This is a genomic window from Shewanella sp. 8A, from assembly GCF_023475945.1.
Taxonomy (GTDB): domain Bacteria; phylum Pseudomonadota; class Gammaproteobacteria; order Enterobacterales; family Shewanellaceae; genus Shewanella; species Shewanella xiamenensis.
On record NZ_JAMDJP010000003.1, the window covers coordinates 70,931 to 86,663 of the forward strand.

The window sequence follows — 15,733 nt, forward strand, 5'->3', positions numbered from 1 at the left end:
AGTGCTTCCTAGCGTTCACCAAAGGCTTCAGTCACATTGGTAAATACGGGTTTCCACAGGTATTGGAAGACGGTTTTATCCCCAGTGATAATATCCGCTTCACCTGTCATACCGGGGATCAGTTCCAACTTATCGGGTCGTTCGCCAAAGTAGGGCTTATCAATCGAGATTTGTACTTTGTAAAAGACGCCGCCTTTTTCATCTGCATCTGTGCTTGGGGAGATACGTTTGACGATCCCATCGAGTGCCCCGTAGCGACTGTAATCAAAAGCATCAATTTTTATGCGTGCTTTTTGTCCAACACTGACAAAGCCAATATCCCGAGGGGAGAGTTTGGCCTCTAGTAGAGCTGTTGGCGTGGTGGGAACGATCACCGCAACGGTGCCTCCAGGTTGAATCACACTCCCTGATGAGGTGTTAGGAATCGATTGAATAATGCCATCAACGGGGGAGGTGATGGTGTTTTGTTGCACCTGCGAATCGGAGGATTTTAAACGTGCCGTAATCCCCAATAATTCAGCCTGTGCATCTGTGCGTGCTTCACCCACTTCTTTAAATAATGTGGCTTCCTTTTGCTCCAACTGTCGTTGAAGATTTTCAATATCCCGCGCCAATACTTGCTGTTTACCTTCCATACCTTTTAGCTCACGTATATAGGAGTCTAATTTTTGTTGAGATTCCAACATCGTGAGCTTAGAGACTGCCTGCGATTCTTTGATGGACTCCATCATATTGATGGTTTGTTGGGCCGAATTAATTTGATGTTTAAGTGGCGGAATTTCTTGCTCAAGACTTGCCAGCTCAGCCTGAGATTTAGCGATTTCAGCGAGAGAAGATTGAATGATGGCTTGTTTTTCATTATTCATCCGTTCGAGATCACTAATATGTCCTTTCACAAGATTGGGATGACTTTCAACATAGGCATCAAAGTTGGCTTCTCTTGACTCGATAAAAGCACTGTAACGCTCAATTTTGAGCACTAGATTAGCTTGTTTACTTTCCAGCTCTTCAGCGGCAGCTTGGCTATCAATAGCGATAAAGTTGGCGAGAACATCACCTTTTTTCACTAAATCTCCTTCAGAAACCAAGATAGAGGCTAAGGTTCCTCCAGAAAAACTTTGAATTACTTGTTGATGTCCAAGGGGGATAACTTGGCCTTTCGCTTTGGCAATTTCTTCAATATCGGTGAGCAGTGACCAAACAAACATAATGAACACTGAACCCGCAATAAAATAAGTGATTTGTTTGACGATGCGTTTTTCTGCTGGTGTTTCAATGGCTTGAGTGAACTCATGTTCTGGCAAAGAACGATGGTTAAGTTGACGATCATTCATTGAGAGTTATCTCCATACTAGCCATTAATTGGGTTTCATCGCTTGCTGTGGGTTTGTTTGGAATAGGGCCGGCATAAACCACTGTGCCTTTATTTAAGATAACGACCTTATCAGCATGCTGGATCAGTTCTTGATCATGGCTAGTAAACAAAATAGTCGTTTTGCCCTTTAACTTGGTTAAGGTCTCGATAAAGGTTTTTTTCGCAAAAGGATTGCGATTGGCTATGGGTTCATCCATGACAAGCAAAGGTGATTTTTTTAACAGAGCTCGAGCCAGGCTGATATAGCCGCTACCAACCACTGAAAACATATTGGCCCCCTGTGCAGATAAACTACGATGTAAATCGCCACCGAGCACCTCTTTTAAAGCGTCGCCTCCAGCCTCATACAGGGCTTGGCATAACTCCTCATCGGTGGCATCGGGTTTCGCCAAACGTAAGTTGTCTGCTAACGATCCTGGCAGTAGCTCGGTGTGGGTTGGGCTGAATGCGGCCCATTGGCGTAACGCTTCGGGGTCAAATTGTTTCAGGTTTTTGCCATCTAAAGTCACAAAGCCGGCCTGTGTATCTATCACGCCTATAGCTGCCAGCAATAAGGTCGTTTTACCACTGCCATTCGGGCCGATAATGGCGACGGTCTCTCCTGCTTCTACATCAAATGTGACGCCAGAGAGTGCAGGCTCTGCTTCTGCAGTGTAGCGAAGGGTGACATGTTTAAAGCTAAGTGATGGCGCTTTATTTAAGTTGGGTCCGTCGAGTCGGAGTTGATTAAATTCGGTCGTTACTTCCATAAAACGATCAAACTGGGTGATAGTGTTGGTTATCATGTTAATTTTAGGCATTGAAGAAAATGCTAATTGAGCAGGGCCTGTAATGCGCCAAATTAACATACCACAGGCGATTAACGCGCCGGGTGATATGCTTTGATTTAACACTAAAAAAATGCCACAAAACACGGTAACTAAGGCTGTCATTAGCCCCATAGCATGGGCAACTGCCGCATTAAGTCCATTACGTTTGGCATATATAAACTGTTGACGGCAGTGCTCGCGGCAGCGACGGATAAAATCCGCGTACCAGCCTTCGGTTTCCCCTGCGGTTTTGAGCTCTAATACATTCTTGGCTAGTTCATTGAGGCTGTTTTGGTAGTCACTGCTGATGGTTGGGCTGGCGGCTTGGGTAAAACGGTTTAGGGCTTTCATGACGAGGTAAAACAGAATGAGCATACAAAGTGGCACTAATACTAACCAACCACTGAGAACGGTGATGGCAATTAGCGCCACTATCGTAAAGGGCAAATCAATCAGCCCGGCTCCGCTGGGGCCAGACAGCAATCCTCTCACCTTTTCGGCATTACGTAGTCGCGCTAAATGATTTGATAGTCCCACTCGGGATAGCATCATCAAGGGCATACTGAGGAGTTGATTAAAGGATACGGCTGACAGATCTCGCGCTAATTTATTGCTTGCACTGGCCAGCACTTTGGCGCGCAGCAATCGGCTTGCAATAAAAATGCTTAAGGCAAGCAATGCACCAATTGCGATCCCCGGCAAAATATCAGGGGCTTGTCCTCCTATCACTCTGTCGTATACCGCCATTGTAAAAAGCGGTATCGCTAATCCGGTTAAGCTGGAGATGAGGCTTAATAAAAAAACGGGTTTGAACCATTTTTTTTGCTGCTTAAACTGGCTGGCAAAGCGACTCCTTTTTTGATTGATAGACGGTAGGCTATTAATAATAAAAACTTTCCCATCAGAAGGGAGTGTGAGTGGCTGCCATTGATGGTGTGGGCCTAAATACTCAAAGATGTGCTGGTTTCGACGCCCAATTTGCGGTTCCCCCTCTTCAGGTAGGATCAAGAACGGATAGATTGTATGGCTGAGCATTTCAGGATCAATAGAGCGTAGGTCGGCCACAACATGATGTTTTTTGAATAAAACATACGCATCTAAGTAACTCGCATCATCGACTAACGCGCTGCGTTCAATATTCTTAGCTTGGGCATTAAGTCCTAGTTGATTAAATAGTGTGACTAATAGGGATTTTAAATTTGGGACAGACTGCGCTTGGTTATGCATTGCTAAAGTTCCCCATTTGACGACATAGTTGCATCCCCTTGCGATGAAATATGGATACGATAGTCACTGATCGCCGTAATTTCCGTAAAATAGGAGGCCACAATGAGGGTTATGTGGTTTTTGAGTTCGAGTAACAAAGCGAGTAGGCGTTGCTGGGAGTCTGCATCGAGGGAGACCATAGGCTCGTCGAGTAACAGTATCGAAGGGGATTGTGCAAGCGCTCTGACAATGGTGATGAGTTTGATAGCCCCTTGATTGAGCATTTGGTTGTCATTATTACCCACTAAGGTTTGATAACCCGCAGGTAACTGCGCAATCGTGGCAGATAAGCCCAGTTTGTCTGCGAGAACCATGGCATAGGCTTCTCGCTCATGGCGAAACAGAGTCAGGTTATCCAAAATCGATCCTGCAAATAACGTTGCCCATGGCGGCACATAGCTAATAGATTGACGATACTCAAGCGGGTCATGTTCAGTCAGTGGGATGGAGTCGATTTTGATCGTCCCCTCAGATACTTGATGATAACCGCCCACGGTACTTAATAATAAACTGGCATGTGTGAGTGGATTTGAAGTGACAGTGACAAGGCTACCCGCGGGGATAGTCAGGTTAATGTGCTTAAGCTTTGCCCCCGTTTGTTGTGCTGATACCTGTTCAAATTCAATAGGGCCAGAGGGTAATTTTTGGTGGTAAACCTGAGTGCCATTCAAGGATTCTGGCGGCGAGGCTATGATTTCATTAACATCCTGCATCGCAGACTGAGCGGTAACAAACTTTGCTTTTAAACTGCCGATTGCACTTAAGGGCGCTACGGCTCTGCCTGCAAGGATTGAACATGCCGCTAATCCCCCTGTTGTTAGATCGCCATTTAAGACTTCAAAACAGCCAATCAGCACCAGTGCCAGTGTGGTGGCCTGCGAGGCTCCTTGGATCCATTCTTGTAACTTGGATGATAGCCAATCAACCTCATTTTGCTGCGCTAACCTTTGGTAGTTGATTTTTTTGTAGGCATAAGTAATTCGCGATTCTAATGCTAGGGACTTTGCAGTCGTTAAGCCTGATAAGACTAAAATGAGTAAACGGGTTCGTTCATCATCGCTGATGGCGAGTTCTCGGGTGGCGACGGAGAGTTTTTTGCCTATTTGCCACACGCCAATGCCTGCTATCCCCCAAACCAGTATGGGGATAAAGACTAAAGGCCCACCAATATAGGCAACTAAGGCTAAAAATATGATAACAAATGGAAAATCCATTAAGGCAACAGCAGCTTGCCCTGAGTAAATCTCCCGCATGGTTGCAATACTGGTGATACCTTGGAGTATTTTGCCTGATCCTAATTGCTCAACGTGATGGTAATCCGCCTTCATTAGTCGGTCGACAAATTGAGTGGTGGTTTGCAGTTCATAATTTGAAGCATTGAGAGCAAGCAACCAACTGCGTGTATAGCGCAACAATAGCTCTAGTAGTATGGCGATCCCAACGCCAATTGCTAATACACTGGCAGTGCCATAGGCTTCATTGGGTAAAATCCGGTCATAGATTTGTAGCATGGTGAATGGTAATGCCAGTGACAGCACATTAATCAGGGTGGATGAAAGCAAAAGCTCGGAAAATGATTTGTGCTGTGCCAATAGACGTAAAGATTCGATCATGTTTCATACACCTTAATATAGCATTACATTCATCACGAAAATCAGAACCGCAACTACATCCTAATTAACACTATCATTAACAATTTGTTGTGTACAACATCAAGTAAGTGAATTTTATTACTTATTTAGCTTAGTCTTAATATGTTGATTTTGAATAATTGTTAATGTTTTGCTTTTCTCGTGTTTACTGTTGTTATGGTGTTTTCAGTGATGTTAGACAGTTTCATCATGGTTTGTAGTGATAGTGGGGGATGAACAAGTCATGGTGCAAAATAAAGTAGGCGATTATTTTTCTCGTCGGGTTTGCATTCGGATTGGTGCTAGCAAAAGGCGGGTATTGCATCATGGCTAATAGCGTTATCGCGCTAGATTTGATTAGAAGAGGCTTGCAACTCAATTTCAAAGGTATATGACTTAATCAACTCGACAACGACTGGAAATGCCTCGTTTAGACACTATTGTGACTTCTACCGCTGAATGAGAACGTCTCTTTAAACAGAAAACCTTTGACTCTAGTTTTGTCCACTGACCGCAATTTATAAAGATAACCAATTCATCTAGCCGTATGTCGTAACACTCTAGGATTCAACGGTCTTGAACGCCGTAGGGTGAGATAAAATGTAAGTCTTGCGGTGGTGACATCATACTCACTCAGGCAAGTCACGAATTTGTTGGTTGCATCTACTCATCTATTAGCTCGAATTAAGGCGATGTTGTGAGGTAAAAAGAGAGCTTAGCCAACGGCATCAGCTCTCGAAGGTTGCAGGGAAGCGATAATCGCTTTAGCCTCGGATAGGCTTTCAGCGAGTCAGTACGATTATTGTTGTTTGTGTTTAGGGCCTTGTTTGTTTTTCATCGGGTCGCCTTGATAGCCCAAGGCTTGCCAATCTAGACGAGTGCCTTTGTTGTGGCAGTCATTACAGTTAAGGGCTTGTTCCTTTGGTGATACCATATGGTTGATACGCCACCACATTTCAGTGGCAGCAAAGTCATATTCACCACTGTATTTGATGCCTTTTTCCAACATAGTTGGATTGGCTTCCATACCCAGTTTCGCCGCTAAATTCCAATCAAACTCGCTCCAATATCCGCCTTTGCCGTAGGTTTTCGGGGTGATAAAGATATTGAGTTTTTTGTCGTAAATCTGCTTACCTGTATGTACCTTAAAGGGATAAATCTTGGCTTTAGCGTCGTTAATGTCGCCCATAGGGTAGGTCAGCTTGGTGACGACTTTCGGGTCCATCTTGTCCCCCGCCATATAAGCGTTTGCGGTGCCGTTGTACCAAGCGTACTGTGGCTTGACCATTTTTTCCCACACAAAGTCACCCTTTTTCTTCTGATAGGTGTGTTTGCCGTATTGATCTACGGTCTCAGGTTTATCATCACCCGCAGTTGACCAATCCCAGTGCATTTTGGTGGGCTCATTCTTAGCGAAGAATGGAATATGGCAGGTTTGGCAGGCCACGGTTGCGGTATGGGTATTGAGCTTTTTGTTGCTGTGCGGCGCGCTCTCGTGGCAGTTCTCACAACCTATATGGTCGATACCGCCTGGAGATACCCCCATAGCATTACCCGAAATTTTATGTTTTTCAGTGGTATGACAGTTTTGGCATTGGAAGTTATTGCCGTCGCTGTCCATATGCACATCGGTGGCTTTATCGGGATAGGCCATAGAAGAGTCGAGATCCCCGTGCTTGACCGCATCACCACCGCCACCATAGAAATGGCAGCTACCGCAGTTATCCCGCACGGGTTCACCCACGTTTTGCGCGATCTTCGCCAGATCGAGTTTTGCCATGGGTTCACCTGCACCGGCGGGATCTTTCACATAGGTGCCAGTGGTGTCGTGGCAGACAAGGCAATCCACTTTGGTTTTGTCTTTAAAATCAAAGTTACTGTCCTTCCAGCCATAACCTGCATGGCAGCTAGTGCAGCGAGGCTCGTTGCTGGAAATCGACACACAGAAGTTATTGATACTGTTTTTCTTACCGCGTAATACGGTTCTATCGGGGAGCTTTTGTTCTAATTCCCATGTCCAGTGGGAGGTTTTCATCATATCTGTGGCTTGTTCTTCGTGGCAGGTTAGGCACTGAGTCGTGACTTCAGAACCGGTTGCGAAGGGGCCTTTAAGGACCTCTTTATGGGGATTAGCGGCCTGCGCATGCAACGCCATACCCGCCAAGGCAATAACAATGAGTTTTTTCATTCTGTACTCCTGCCCTCGGTGATACCGAGGGCTGAATGGCGTCTAGGTTAGAAGTTAATAGTTAGTGAGGCGTTCACATCGAAGGCCTTATCGACTACCGGCAGCATTGAGTAGGCTGAGCCCGCTAACACGTCATCGATTTTTTGTGGTGCGCCCACAGGCGTGCCGCTACCTGTGTATTCGTAGTCGTAGTAGAGTCCGGCCAGTTTGATAAACATCTTGGGATTGATATCAAAGATGTAATAGGCTTCGCCTACGTGGCCACGGGTGGCTAACTTGCTGCCAATAGGGTCATCTTGAGCTTGGGTGAAGGGCGTCCAGTATTCGGAACCATAGTTATATTCCAAACCGAATTTGCCGTAGGGGGCGGGGATTTGAATACCCACATAGATGCCATAACCATCTTTAGTATCGGTATCATCGCTGGTTTTCGGCACCATGATGATTTCGGTCCCTGTGCTGTTGAGCTCAGCTTCAAACACCGCATCGGATAACATGCCGCCGAACATGCCGGCATTGCCATTTGGCTCTGCGCGCGTCCAGCCTAGTGACGCAAACCATTTGATATCGTTAGCTTCTTCCCGTGCAAAGCCAATGCCGCCAAGGTACATATCACCAATGACGCCGCTAGGTTGCACTCGGGTGACAAAGTTAAAGTTGTCAAACTTTTGCATATCTTGGTACATGGTGGGGGCAAAAATGCCTGCCAGTTGGGTCGGGAAGGCCATTGTGCCTTTAAAGCCATCGTTGACGTCTTTGGCACCAAACAGGGTGAATTGCAGGAAGTTAGTACCATCGTTAATAGCATCGATATTAAAGCCACCGAGATGAGTATCTTTGGTAACGATATCGCCAAACATTTCGCCATTACCCCATTGGGATTCAAAGCCTTGGCCATAACAGAAGCGAACCACTTGCCCCTCAACGCCAGTGATTTCCCCTAGGTTGTAGCCTAAGGTGGCACCGTCGAAGTTAAAGTTAACTAAATGGCCTGAAGGCGTACCGCCACGCAGTTCGTTTTCACGGTAGTGGCTTGGTGGGCCATAGGTAGATGGGCGGCGGCCAATGGAGAGGTAAAACTCGGAGCCGTTGATGTTTTTCCAGTCGAAATAGGCGCGCTCGACCCGCAGCCAGTCACCACTGGTGTTGCCGCTGCTGGTGCCATCCATTGTGAATGAGCGCCAAGAGTCGAACACTTGTACGCCGGTGGAGTCGCCCCAGTTTTTGTACATGCTCAGACGACCGGCAAAGCTGACGTTATCCCATACCTTGGCCTTAAGATTTAACCGCAGGCGAGTGGTATAAAAGATATCATTATCAATATCTTGGATATTTTGCTGTGCCAGTACGTAGGGCATGACGCCCTGTAACATGCCATTTTGAAAGGCGGCGGCCAGATCGGGATTGGCTTGCATCATCTGGCCGAGTGGCGAGTTAGGATCGTTTGGCATCCCAAAGGCGCCGGACATGGCCTTGGCGCCAAAGTCATTAAAGTCCACCTTAATGGCGGGGTTCCAAACAACATCGCGGTAATGCAGTGAGTGGGCCTTGGTTCTAAAGTCGCCAGTGATTTCAAGGCGGTCTAACGAGGTGTGGCGTTCGGTTTTATCGACACGGCTATTGAGATCATCGAGTTGTTCGGTGATATCGGCAAGCTGTTGTTTCAGCTCGGCCATTTTTGGGGTGTCGGCTGGCGTTTCGTTGGCTTCGGCAAAGGTTTGGCCGGACATAAACAGCGCATTAGCAACCAATATCGAAATGAGTGTACGTGTACGCATAGGGTTTCTCCCTGAGTGTTCCGCTGGCACTGGCTCAAGGCTCTGTGCCAAATTTACCCAACAGGAGGCCCTGAGGTGTGCTCCCCATTTTTCTCTTATTGGGCTTGGTTTTTATTTCAATGGGTTAACTTACAGTTGCAGGCCTGCAGTTATCCCTTTGATTTAGGCTTAGCAGCAATTAACCGCAGGTTTGCGGTTGCTCCGAGTCGGCGGCATGGTCATACAGAAATTGCTGTATATCTTTGAGATCTTGCTCGGTGAGGCCGTTGAATACCTCAGGTTTGAGTTTGTGTTTATCTTTGTCGAAGAAGCGATCCCATTGGCTCATGGTTTTGCTCATTGGGGTTAGCTCGCCACCTTCACCACCTTGGCTATGGCAGGCTTTACATTCTTTTTTATAGAGGTGTTTCCCTTTTTTAGGATTACCCCCTTCGGCGGCATAGGCTTGAAGGCCTAAGCTGCTAATTAGTGCGACGGCAATTGCGATCTTAGTTGAAGTTTTCATCATCTCATCCTTTCTTAATTGTCATTCACATGACTTTGTTGGTGGAATGTGGCTATTGCTTCCACCTTGTGAATAAATTTATCAAAGGTGATGGGATGTTTATTTGAGGTATATCACTTCCATTAAAAAAATCTAATTGATAAAAATTTCATTGATAAAAATCTAATTGACTGATGAGGGAGTGACTTTGACAGATATTTACATTTTCAAAAACAACAGGTTGTTTTTACAGCTAAATTAGTGTTTTGTGTAATAGAGTGAATTTAAGGTTGTAAAGGTCTGAAAATGGATAGTGATCGAGTTAACACTTTGTAAAATTTGCAATATCTAAAGTAGTTATTCGGAATGATTTAGCTCCATTTTCGCTGTATGGAGGGGGAGATTTTGTCTACTAGGTGTTGATAACGCTTGACTGAGTTTTAAATTTTTTAACGCAGCGGCACTCGCACACTGCGTTTCACCCATGATTCTGGCGAGGTCGCGCCAAGTAAGTCGCTTAAGGTTGCTGGCGTGTCGGCGCTAACACTATCTCACGTACACAGACATTTTGCGGCTGTTGCCAAGCAAATAATGCTGCTGCGGCAACGTTTTCGGGGGCAATCACCCCGCCCATTTGTGTTTTCCAATCATGGTAACCCGCTTTGATAGCATCATCCGTGGTGTGGCTTAAGAGTTCTGTCTCGACCGCTCCTGGTGCAATAGTGATTAGGCGTACATCGTCCATTGCCACTTCTTCGCGGATGTTTTCGGTTAAGGCATGCACGGCAAATTTAGTCGCGCAATAAGCCGCATGGTTGGGGAAGGTCTTACGTCCCGCCACTGAGCTGATGTTGATAATGGTGCCTGTTTTGCGGGCCTTCATTCCGGCTAAAACCGCATGGATACCATTGAGTACGCCCATCACATTGATATTGAGCATGCGACTCCATTCGTTAGGATCTTGAGTATCAATTTGCCCAAGCAACATGACGCCAGCGTTGTTGATAAGGCAGCCTACGGGGCCAAACTGTGCTTCCGCTTGATTAATCGCCGCCTTGATAGCGTCTGCATCGGTTACATCAACGCTGATGGATAAACTGTTTGGTAAAGCAAGGGCTTGCATTGCCTCGACGCGGCGCGCTAACAGTAAGAGTGGGTGTCCGGCAGCACTAAAACTTTTAGCGATAGCTGCGCCAATACCAGATGAAGCGCCTGTGATCACAACGAGGGATTTATTGGGCTTTGTCATTTGAGTTTCCTATCTTTATCTGCGAAGAATATGGTTAATTGAGCAATATCTAGCTTGTTCATCAGTATAGATGGGGATTTTTAGGCTGGAAAATACTTATTCCCACTGGATATGATAGGATTTTCCTATGACATATGCTGGGCAGACTGGTGAAGGCTGATGGTAGATTTACGCTTATTACGCTTTTTTATCGCAATTTATGAAGAAAACAATATTACCGCGGCGGCAACACGTTGTTATGTGAGTCAACCCTCGCTTTCCGCTGGGCTTAAACAGTTAGAGGAAGAGCTTGGCGGCGCCTTATTCGAGCGCAGTAAAAAGGGCGTAAAAGCTTTGGATAGTGCCCACTATCTTTATCCACTGGCGGTTAAGTTGGTGGAGGAAGCCAGTAAATTACCCGCTCTATTTATGGCAAAAGCGAGTCGACAAAAGCTGCGCTTAGCCGTGATGCCCGATCTGAGTCAGCGTCGTCTTGCAGGGTTATTAACTCAAATCAATCAGGCGATTAGCCATTTAGATTTAGAGCTAGTGGATTATCAAAGCCCTGCGGATTGCAGGTTAACTTTAGACAGTTTACGCCATGAGGATGAAGTGTTTTTTCCGCTGTGGGAGGAGGACTATGTGCTGTGTGTGCCGAGTGAGCATTCACTGGCCCGGGTTAGCAGTATTCGCCCCGAAGAGTTAAGCCTGTATGACTTTATTGAGTGCCCACCCTGCGAGGCGCACCAGCAAACCATAGGCTTACTCGCCTGCAGCAATTTGTCGCTCAATTTGGTGGCGAAGGCGGAATCTAAGTCTTTAGTGATGTCGCTGGTTCTGGCGGGATTTGGAGTGAGTTTTCTCCCCGATGGATTAATCGAAGACGAGCCTCGGCTTAAACAGATTAAATTCGATGGGCCTCGGATGTTTCGCCGTATTGGTTTGTGTTATCCATCCCATCAAACCGTTGCGCCTACGTTGGCAACATTGCTGCGGCATTTGAGCAAAACCACGGCTTAAGCCGTGGTTTTTAATAATAGGGTTTGGCCAAACGGCTAAACCCTAGTAATCAGCAATTTAATCCTTATTCATTACTCTGTAAGTAAGGTGCTAGCTGAGTTTCAATCCTCTCGATTTCATCTTGGGCATACAACAACTCGGACTCTGTTAAGCGGGATTGAGCCTGTTGCTGATACAAAAGCTGATCGCTATTCATCCCGTATTTGCCAAAGTTGCGCAGTAATATGCTCGACCAAATATATGTCTGAACCGGTTTATCAATCGACTCATGGCGGTTGATATCAACGAGGGCTTGCATGCCATCTTGGCTGCCCAAGTCGGCAGCTTTACGGTACCAAGTCTCTGCGGTTTGCAGCGCTTCGCGGCTCGGATGTTCACCCTTGCGGCAGATTTCTGCTTGGTTAAGGTAGTAATAAGTTTGCTGCTCATCGGGGATAGGATGTTGATGTAGAAAGTTATTACACAGGTTTTGGGCTTCGCGGATCTCTAGGGTGCCCAAGCGCTTACTGAGCTTCTCATATGCGTCTTGATAGTCAGTAATATGGCTCATGGCCGCCAGTTGGTAATACATTAAGGCTTTAATCGGTTGGCGTGATACGCCTAAGCCTTCCTCGTAGATTTTACCTAGACCGAATAGGGCTTCTTCTTGCCACTGGGATGCCAGAGTCTCGAATTCTGTTCTTGCCTGCTGGTAGTCATTATCCGTTTGTGGGTCGAGTAGTTTAAGGTGTGCCAGCGCTAATTTGGCAAAGACATTATCAGCGGCGCAGGATTTTTCTAGCCAGTGGCGGGCCTTGCCGTAGTCGACGGCAAAATCTTCACCATAGAGGAAACGTTTGCCTAGGTAATACTGGCGAAAATCATTTTCTGCGGCATATTCGCTGAGTAGGGCTTCGGCACGGACGAGATCCTTGGGGCCACCTTGGCCTGCGGCTAGCATATGGCCTAGGTTATCTTTTGCGAGTTCATCACCGGCGGCGACGGCTTTCTCAAAGTATTCCCGCGCTTTGCTATAGTCGGGCGTGACACGTTCATCATGCCAGTAGAGTGTACCTAAGTGGTAATAGGCATCTTGGTTTCCTTGGGCAGCCGCCTTTTCGAACCAGTAAATGGCTTGGCTTGCATCGGGATCGAGAAAGGGTTGTCTGAGATACAAATAGGCGAGCTCATATTGAAACTCGACTTGCCCCGCTTCAGCACTAGTTTTGAGCTGTTCTACCTGTTCGCGTAACTGCTCGGGTGTTTGTGCCTCTGTGGCGACCAAGCTAGTTAGGGTGAGCATGGGTAAATATTGCGGATCGATCTCGGCGGCTTTTCGATACCAATATTCAGATGCCTTGGGATCGGCGGGGACTTGTAGGAATCGACCCGAATACAGCTCGGCCATGGCAATGGCGGCCACGGCAAATCCCTTATCAACGGCTTGCTGAATATAGTTTAGGCCTGAGTTGACTTCGCCCTGATTGATTAATGTGAGTCCATGATTGAGTAGCGCCGAGGGTTCCCCTGCGGCAAGCGCTTCGGCTTGAATCTTCTTTTTTTGGTACTTTGCGAAAAAAACAAAGAGTACGATAAAGGCTATAATGATAAGTATCAACAACATAGTATTCCGTCACTATCGATATTTTGGCAGCACAGTAAACTTGTAACAGACTAAAATTGCAAGTGTAGTGTTTGAAGTTAGGTCGCTAAGTCTGATATATCCCATGTGAGTGGACGTCTTTTAAAGACGTATTCGTGATGCATTGTGAAGCGTATCATGTAATAGCTCGGATTAAATGAGCAGGTTACCAGACTCGGGTATGCTATTGCCCGTATCTAAAATGGAGCTAAGTGTTTATGAGAAAGCTGTTGTTGTGCCTGTCCTTCCTTTTCACTCCCATGATGGCGTTGGCTACAAGTTATGTAGCGGGAGACGCGATAAGTCCTATTTCATTGCAAGATCAAAATGATAAGGCGGTCAGTGTTACCGAACAAACCAAAGTAGTGCTCTTTAGTCGTAGCATGAAAGGTGGCGATATCATTAAAGAAACTCTAACGCCTTTAACGGGGGATAAGTTTCCTGCGCATTTAGTTTATGTGGCTGATATCAGTGGTATGCCATCGCTGATAGCCAAATTTGTGGCTGTACCACAAATGCAGGAACTGCCTTTTGCCATTGGTTTAGACAGGGAAGGGCAGATTAGCCGCCTATTGCCCGATACCAAAGATATGGCAACCATGATTTTATTGGATAATCTCAATATTCAAGATATTGCTTACTTTGACTCCAGCGAAGCCCTAGGCCAAGCCTTAGTCAAATTAAATGAGTCACAGCAATAAAGTCGTAGGACTACGCCCTATCTGAGGGGGAGAGATTTCCCCTCTTTTATATCTGACTAATCCTTATATAACACTACAGATGTGTTTTCTCGCTCGGTATTACTACGCCGTGGAACTTAAGGTTCATCCTATCGTTTTCTCCCTGATAATCTGCCCTTAGCTAAAGCGGGCTGCCATCTTAAAAAATTCATTTTTAGCGTTAATAAAGCTTAAGATTCTTTGCTGAACTCTTATGCATAATTATTTGTTTTAAAAATAGTTTTTTTAGGTCCAACTCGGCTTAATATTTGTTGGAATAAAAAGTTAGTTATTAAGCATAAAAATTCGTTGCGTTAACTAAAAAAATAGCGTTTACTGCGCACGTTTTTAAGACACATAACGACTTTTTATCATCTGACCCAAAGGAGACTCTGGCCCAATGAGCCAATTTCAATCTATTGATGTTGCTGACTATTATGATGCTCAAACCTTCAAACGTATTGAAGAGTTTGCGAAGGATAAAGCGACCCCGTTCGTAGTGATTGATACCAGTATCATTGCGAAACAATACGATGACATGGTTAATAGTTTTCCTTATGCCAATGTTTATTATGCAGTTAAGGCAAACCCTGCGGCTGAGATCCTGACGTTACTAAAAAATAAAGGGTCAAACTTTGATATTGCCTCGATTTATGAGCTAGATATGGTTATGAATGTCGGCGTTACAGCTGACCGTGTTAGCTATGGCAATACCATTAAAAAGCGCCAAGATGTACGTGCTTTTTATGAGCGTGGCGTGCGTATGTATGCATCGGATTCTGAAGCTGACTTACGTATGATCGCCGAAGAAGCACCAGGTTCACGCATCTATGTGCGTATCCTGACCGAAGGCACAGACACCGCCGATTGGCCACTGTCTCGTAAGTTTGGTTGCCAAAATGAGATGGCTTATGAGCTGTTAGTGTTGGCGAAGGAACTCGGCTTAGAACCCTACGGTATTTCATTCCACGTGGGATCACAGCAGCGTGATATCGGTGCTTGGGATTCGGCGATTGGTAAAGTGAAAAGTATATTCGATCGTTTGCGCGATGAGCACAATATTGTATTGAAGATGATCAACATGGGGGGCGGTTTCCCTGCGAATTATATCGACAAAACCAATCAACTCGGTGTCTATGCTGAGCAAATCACTCACTTCCTGAAGGAAGATTTTGGTGATGATCTTCCCCAAATTATTTTGGAGCCGGGTCGTTCGCTGATCTCTAACGCTGGGGTGTTGGTGTCTGAGGTGGTGTTGATCAGTAAGAAATCCTACACCGCATTAGAGCGTTGGGTGTTTACCGATGTGGGTAAGTTCTCTGGTTTAATCGAAACCATGGATGAGGCAATTAAATTCCCAATCTACACCCATAAACAGGGTGAGCTGGATAAGTGCGTGATTGCTGGCCCAACCTGCGACAGCGCCGACATTATGTATGAGCACTACAGCTATGGTTTACCGAATGACCTAGCGATTGGAGACCGTATGTACTGGTTAACCGCCGGTGCTTACACCACGACTTATTCAGCGGTGTGTTTTAATGGCTTCCCACCACTGAAGGATTACTATTTGTAATCGGTCTTAGATAGCAACAAAAAGGGCGCTGCGGCGCC

At 45.9% G+C, this 15,733-nt stretch carries 11 protein-coding genes; 3 read left to right on the forward strand and 8 right to left on the reverse strand.

The window, feature by feature from the left end; all coding sequences use genetic code 11:
- Positions 1-8 precede the first annotated feature (8 nt).
- The 7 genes from M0413_RS03125 to M0413_RS03155 form a co-directional block, all read right to left on the reverse strand.
- Entirely contained in the window at positions 9-1,334 is a 1,326-nt protein-coding gene (locus M0413_RS03125) for an HlyD family type I secretion periplasmic adaptor subunit (protein ID WP_144344805.1), read from the reverse strand.
- Positions 1,327-3,411: a peptidase domain-containing ABC transporter gene (locus M0413_RS03130; protein WP_249553163.1), complete on the reverse strand. Its 2,085-nt coding sequence runs from the start codon at positions 3,409-3,411 to the stop codon at positions 1,327-1,329. Before M0413_RS03130 ends, M0413_RS03125 begins: the two co-directional genes overlap by 8 nt.
- Before the next feature lie 2 nt (positions 3,412-3,413).
- Positions 3,414-5,063 (reverse strand): ABC transporter transmembrane domain-containing protein, encoded by a 1,650-nt coding sequence (locus M0413_RS03135; RefSeq protein ID WP_037430692.1) that lies wholly within the window; start codon positions 5,061-5,063, stop codon positions 3,414-3,416.
- A gap of 817 nt (positions 5,064-5,880) precedes the next feature.
- A complete protein-coding gene (locus M0413_RS03140; RefSeq protein ID WP_249553164.1) occupies positions 5,881-7,269 on the reverse strand; it encodes a tetrathionate reductase family octaheme c-type cytochrome in 1,389 nt (462 codons plus the stop codon).
- A 47-nt stretch (positions 7,270-7,316) separates the two neighbouring features.
- Positions 7,317-9,047, reverse strand: coding sequence for a DUF3373 domain-containing protein (locus M0413_RS03145; protein WP_249553166.1), 1,731 nt, complete (start codon positions 9,045-9,047; stop codon positions 7,317-7,319).
- Positions 9,048-9,225: 178 nt separating this feature from the next.
- Positions 9,226-9,555 (reverse strand): c-type cytochrome, encoded by a 330-nt coding sequence (locus M0413_RS03150; RefSeq protein WP_011718452.1) that lies wholly within the window; start codon positions 9,553-9,555, stop codon positions 9,226-9,228.
- A gap of 493 nt (positions 9,556-10,048) precedes the next feature.
- The gene (locus tag M0413_RS03155) at positions 10,049-10,780 is read right to left on the reverse strand and encodes an SDR family oxidoreductase (RefSeq protein WP_086902259.1); all 732 of its coding nucleotides are present in this window, start codon (positions 10,778-10,780) and stop codon (positions 10,049-10,051) included.
- A 159-nt stretch (positions 10,781-10,939) separates the two neighbouring features.
- On the opposite strand from M0413_RS03155, the gene M0413_RS03160 reads away from it, so the two are divergent.
- Positions 10,940-11,779, forward strand: a complete 840-nt coding sequence (locus tag M0413_RS03160; RefSeq protein WP_249553167.1) for a LysR family transcriptional regulator — start codon at positions 10,940-10,942, stop codon at positions 11,777-11,779.
- A 64-nt stretch (positions 11,780-11,843) separates the two neighbouring features.
- Here M0413_RS03160 and M0413_RS03165 read toward each other — a convergent pair whose 3' ends face one another.
- Positions 11,844-13,382 carry a tetratricopeptide repeat protein gene (locus M0413_RS03165; protein ID WP_249553168.1) on the reverse strand — a complete coding sequence of 513 codons (1,539 nt, stop codon included), beginning with the start codon at positions 13,380-13,382 and terminating at the stop codon, positions 11,844-11,846.
- A 236-nt stretch (positions 13,383-13,618) separates the two neighbouring features.
- Between M0413_RS03165 and M0413_RS03170 the strand changes: the two genes are divergently transcribed.
- Entirely contained in the window at positions 13,619-14,101 is a 483-nt protein-coding gene (locus tag M0413_RS03170) for a hypothetical protein (protein WP_037422362.1), read from the forward strand.
- A 418-nt stretch (positions 14,102-14,519) separates the two neighbouring features.
- Positions 14,520-15,695 carry a type III PLP-dependent enzyme gene (locus M0413_RS03175; protein WP_037422364.1) on the forward strand — a complete coding sequence of 392 codons (1,176 nt, stop codon included), beginning with the start codon at positions 14,520-14,522 and terminating at the stop codon, positions 15,693-15,695.
- Positions 15,696-15,733 lie beyond the last annotated feature (38 nt).